Origin of the sequence: Pseudoalteromonas sp. (assembly GCF_036960685.1) — a bacterium.
GTDB lineage: Bacteria > Pseudomonadota > Gammaproteobacteria > Enterobacterales > Alteromonadaceae > Pseudoalteromonas.
Map to the genome: position 1 here is coordinate 1 of NZ_JBALXK010000054.1, position 4,662 is coordinate 4,662.

Genomic DNA, 4,662 nt, shown 5'->3' on the forward strand with positions numbered 1-4,662 from the left:
TCGCAAACTCGCAAACTCGCAAACTCGCAAACTCGCAAACTCGCAAACTCGCAAACTCGCAAACTCGCAAACTCGCACTTTTTATCAGGTATAAGCAAACTCGCACTTTCTATAAGTAACCAGCAAACTCGTATAAATATACGTCCAATAATTAACCTGCGACTGTCTTTGCAGCGTATAACTCTAAAAAAAGTTCAATAATTATCGTAATAAGTGTAAATCCGTCAGTTAATTGGTGAATTTTTTTGCTACAATTGTCTGGCAAGTAATGTGAGTGAGTTCAACAGCACCATGTGCAGTTTATCTGTTTCCTCTTAGTGAGGTTGATCTTGGTCAGTATATTGTTTTTTAAAGTCGTTATCATAGCAAACGGCTTCATACTCGAGCCGACCCTATTAATAATTTAATTAAATCGGGTTTATTCGAGCATGGAACTGTGAATAACCTTGTTTTAATCAAGGGTTTTAATTATGATCGCGTCTATTTTAAAATTTCTAAAAATTAACCTGCTGTAACTGATGTTCTCAATATAGCAAGTGTTGGGAATCATAGTGGAGATAAGTGGATGAGCAATGCGCCTGTAGACAATGGCCGACGTCGCTTTTTAACCATAGCTACCTCTGTTGTAGGTGGTGTTGGTGCGGCTGGGGCTGCTGTTCCTTTTATTGCGTCTTGGAATCCAAGTGAGCGAGCTAAATCTGCGGGTGCGCCTGTAGAAGTAGATATCAGCAAGCTTGAGTCAGGACAATTAATACGTGTCGAGTGGCGTGGTAAACCTGTATGGGTTGTATCACGTACCCCAAAAATGCTTGAACAGATGAAAGCACACGAAGGTCAACTTCGTGATCCTGCATCTGAAGAGCCACAACAACCTGAATCAGCTGTAAACGAATACCGTTCAAAACGTCCGGAAATTTTCGTTGCTGTTGGTATTTGTACACACTTAGGTTGTTCACCTGGCTTTTTTGAAGGCAACTTTAGTGAAAAAGTAGAAGGGACCGATGATGGTTTCTACTGCCCATGTCACGGTTCTAAATTTGATATGGCTGGTCGCGTATTCCAAGCGGTTCCGGCGCCATTGAACTTAGAAATTCCGCCTTACACCTTTATCGATGACACCACTATTTTAGTGGGCGAAGAAGAAGGGGCTGCCTAATGTTTGGTAAGATTATTGGTTGGATCGACGACCGTATCCCAATGACACGTGTTTGGAACATGCATATTGCACAGTATCCAGCACCAAAAAACTTTAACTTCTGGTACTTCTTTGGCTCATTAGCCATGTTAGTGCTAGTTAACCAAATCCTAACCGGTATTTGGTTAACGATGAACTTTGTACCTTCAGCGGAAGGTGCGTTTGCATCTGTTGAATACATCATGCGTGATGTTGAATACGGCTGGTTGTTACGTTATTTGCACTCAACGGGTGCATCAGCGTTCTTCATCGTTGTATACCTACATATGTTCCGTGGCATGATCTACGGTTCTTATCAAAAACCACGTGAATTACTGTGGTTGTTTGGTATGTTTATCTTCCTAGCGCTAATGGCTGAAGCTTTCATGGGTTACTTATTACCATGGGGTCAAATGTCATTCTGGGGTGCACAGGTAATCATTTCATTATTCGGTGCGATACCGGTAATTGGTGATGACTTAACACTTTGGATCCGTGGTGACTATGTAATTTCAGGTGCAACGCTTAACCGCTTCTTTGCATTACACGTTATTGCCTTACCATTGGTTATTGTTATTCTTGTATTCTTACACATTGTTGCACTTCACGAAGTGGGTTCAAATAATCCTGATGGTGTTGAAATCAAGCGTAAGAAAGGTTCTGTGGCTGAAGAAGATAAGCCTAAATTTAAATTCCATGAGTATTACACTGACAAAAAAGACATTGTTGATGCGATACCGTTCCACCCATATTACACAGTAAAAGATATTATGGGCGTGGTTGGTTTCTTAATCTTATTCTGTTGGGTTGTGTTCTTTATGCCAGCGATGGGTGGATTCTTTTTAGAAGCGCCGAACTTTGAGCCGGCAAACCCGCTTAAGACGCCTGAACATATTTTCCCAGTTTGGTACTTTACGCCATTCTATGCAATCTTACGTGCAATCCCTGATAAGTTAATTGGTGTTGCAGCAATGGGTGCATCGATTGTGGTACTGGCACTATTACCTTGGATTGACCGTGGTACAGTGAAATCGGTTCGTTACCGTTGTGGCTTCCATAAATGGAACATTGCAGGTTTTGTGGTTACTTTCGTTTTACTTGGTTGGGTGGGTGCAACTCCACAAACTGATTTGAAGACGATTATCTCGCAAGTCTGTACTGTGACTTACTTTATGTTCTTCGTACTGTTATTTGTATACAGTAAGAATGAAAAAACTAAGCCATTGCCAGAGAGGTTAACGAAATGATGAAAAAGCTAATTATCGGTTTATTTGCTTTATCAATAAACGTATTGCCGGCAATGGCTGCGGGTCCTTCGGTTCCATTAATGGAAGCGGGTAATGACCTAACTGATCAGCCATCATTGCAACGTGGTGCAAAGTTGTTCATGAACTACTGTCTTGGTTGTCACCAAATGCAGTATCAACGTTATGAACGTACTTTCCGTGATATCGGTATTCCTACTGATGTAGGTCTTGAACAGTTAATTTTTGACGGTTCAAAAGTCGGTAGTCACATCACCAACTCGATTGAAAAAGATGATGCTGCAAAATGGTTTGGTGCGGCTCCGCCGGATCTAACAAATGTTGCGCGTGTGCGTGGCAGTGATTGGATTTACACCTATTTAAAATCGTTTTACAAAGATGAATCTCGCCCGTTCGGTGTGAATAATACAATATTTCCATCGGTAGGTATGCCGCATGTTCTGCAAGAGCTGCAAGGTTTACCTATGCCTATTACTGAAGAAGTACAAGAACATGGTCACACTGTGACTAAAGTTGTTGGCACTAAAACAGATGGCACCGGTGAATTAAGTGTAGATGAATATGACCAAGCAGTTCGTGATTTAACGAACTTCCTAGAGTACGTAGGTGAACCTACGCGTCTTGAATCGGAAGCGCTAGGTCTTAAGGTAATCGGATTCTTAATAATCCTGTTTATCTTGTCATTTATGCTGAAGAAAGAATACTGGAGAGATGTTCATTAATTTTGAACATATTTAAAGGTAATTTTGCAATAGGGGCTTAAGCCCCTTTTGCTGTTTTTGTTATTTAATGGAGGTAGGCATGGCCGTAGCTGCCAATAAGCGCCCTGTAATGACCCTTTTTTCTGGTGCTAACTGTATGTATAGCCACCAAGTACGCATTGTACTTGCTGAAAAAGGCGTAAGTGTAGATATTCATCTGGCTGAAAAGGACAACCTGCCAGAAGCACTTCATGAAATTAACCCTTACGGAACAGTGCCAACACTGATCGACCGTGAGCTTGGTTTATATCAGGCAAACATCATCATGGAATACCTTGATGAACGTTTTCCTCACCCTCCACTAATGCCTGTTTATCCGGTAATGCGTGGCCGTAGCCGTTTAATGATGCATCGCATCGACACGGATTGGTACAGCCTTGCTGCAAAAATTTACGCAAATGGTGCAGAGTCTGCACAAGCGCGTAAAGAACTAACAGAAGCGTTACTTGCTGTTTCAGCCATCTTCACTGAAGCGCCATATTTTATGAGCGAAGAATTCAGTTTAGTTGATTGTTACTTAGCACCACTGTTATGGCGTTTACCAGAGCTTGGTATTGAGCTGACAGGTGCAGGTTCTAAAGAGATGAAAGAATACATGATCCGTTTATTTGAGCGTGAATCATTCCAAGCTTCTCTTACTGAAACTGAGCGCGAGATCCGTTTGTAATGACGCCTAATCGTCCTTATTTACTTCGTGCTTTCTTTGATTGGATTGTTGATAACCAGTGCACGCCACATTTAGTGGTGAACGCTGATTTCCCTGCCGTGCAAATACCAACGCAGTTTGTTCAAGATGGACAAATTGTATTGAATATTAGCCCGTCAGCTGTCACACAATTCTCAATGGATAATCAGCAACTAAGCTTTAGTGCTCGCTTTGGTGGTCAGCCAATGCAAGTATACGTACCAATTGGTGCCGTGCTTGCTATATATGCCCGCGAAAACGGTGAAGGCACAGTGTTTACCGCAGATGAGTTTTTAGAGGACGAAGACGAGTTTGCAGCTGAGTTAGAAAGTGTTGATATCGCAGATGAATTATTACCTGACGAACCAGCGCCAACTAAGCCTGAAAAGAAAAAAGGCTCACACTTACGTGTTATTAAGTAATATGTAATTGTTTGATAAAAACCGCTTATTAAGCGGTTTTTTTATGTCTGTATAAAAGTAGGTGAAAGGTTAAAGGTCGAGATGAAGCCAAGTAAGGTATTTGGTTTCAGCGTAGGCGCGGCTTTATGCCGCGCAAGTTTATACCATTCATGGCTAAAGCCATTTCCTACATTATGATTTTAAGATTGGTTTAATGCCAAGAACTGCGCGAGGTAAACTCGCGCCTACGGGTTGGCATTGGTGTTTATGTTTGCGTAGGCGCTGCTTTATGCCGCGCTGTTTATACCATTCATGGCTAAAGCCATTTCCTACATTATGATTTTAAGATTGGTTTAATGCCAAGAACTGCGCGAGG

5 protein-coding genes are annotated in these 4,662 nt (G+C 41.7%); all 5 read left to right on the plus strand.

Features of this window, described 5'->3' with window-relative positions; all coding sequences use genetic code 11:
* Nucleotides 1-565: 565 nt before the first annotated feature.
* A complete protein-coding gene (gene petA, locus V7783_RS20920; RefSeq protein ID WP_064667838.1) occupies nt 566-1,156 on the plus strand; it encodes a ubiquinol-cytochrome c reductase iron-sulfur subunit in 591 nt (196 codons plus the stop codon).
* On the plus strand, nt 1,156-2,421 hold the full coding sequence (locus V7783_RS20925; RefSeq protein ID WP_087533108.1) for a cytochrome b: 1,266 nt from the start codon (nt 1,156-1,158) through the stop codon (nt 2,419-2,421). Before petA ends, V7783_RS20925 begins: the two co-directional genes overlap by 1 nt.
* Nucleotides 2,418-3,161, plus strand: a complete 744-nt coding sequence (locus tag V7783_RS20930) for a cytochrome c1 (RefSeq protein WP_335680374.1) — start codon at nt 2,418-2,420, stop codon at nt 3,159-3,161. Before V7783_RS20925 ends, V7783_RS20930 begins: the two co-directional genes overlap by 4 nt.
* Nucleotides 3,162-3,240: 79 nt before the next feature.
* Complete coding sequence (gene sspA / locus V7783_RS20935) at nt 3,241-3,867, plus strand: stringent starvation protein SspA (RefSeq protein ID WP_064667929.1); 627 nt, start codon at nt 3,241-3,243, stop codon at nt 3,865-3,867.
* Nucleotides 3,867-4,307 (plus strand): ClpXP protease specificity-enhancing factor, encoded by a 441-nt coding sequence (locus V7783_RS20940; RefSeq protein ID WP_064667841.1) that lies wholly within the window; start codon nt 3,867-3,869, stop codon nt 4,305-4,307. Before sspA ends, V7783_RS20940 begins: the two co-directional genes overlap by 1 nt.
* Nucleotides 4,308-4,662: the final 355 nt, after the last annotated feature.

Coding starts and splice junctions, on each gene's coding strand:
- sspA (WP_064667929.1), top strand. CDS start 3,241: ATGGCCGTAGCTGCCAATAAGCGCCCTGTAATGACCCTTTTTTCTGGT.
- V7783_RS20940 (WP_064667841.1), top strand. CDS start 3,867: ATGACGCCTAATCGTCCTTATTTACTTCGTGCTTTCTTTGATTGGATT.
- V7783_RS20925 (WP_087533108.1), top strand. CDS start 1,156: ATGTTTGGTAAGATTATTGGTTGGATCGACGACCGTATCCCAATGACA.
- petA (WP_064667838.1), top strand. CDS start 566: ATGAGCAATGCGCCTGTAGACAATGGCCGACGTCGCTTTTTAACCATA.
- V7783_RS20930 (WP_335680374.1), top strand. CDS start 2,418: ATGATGAAAAAGCTAATTATCGGTTTATTTGCTTTATCAATAAACGTA.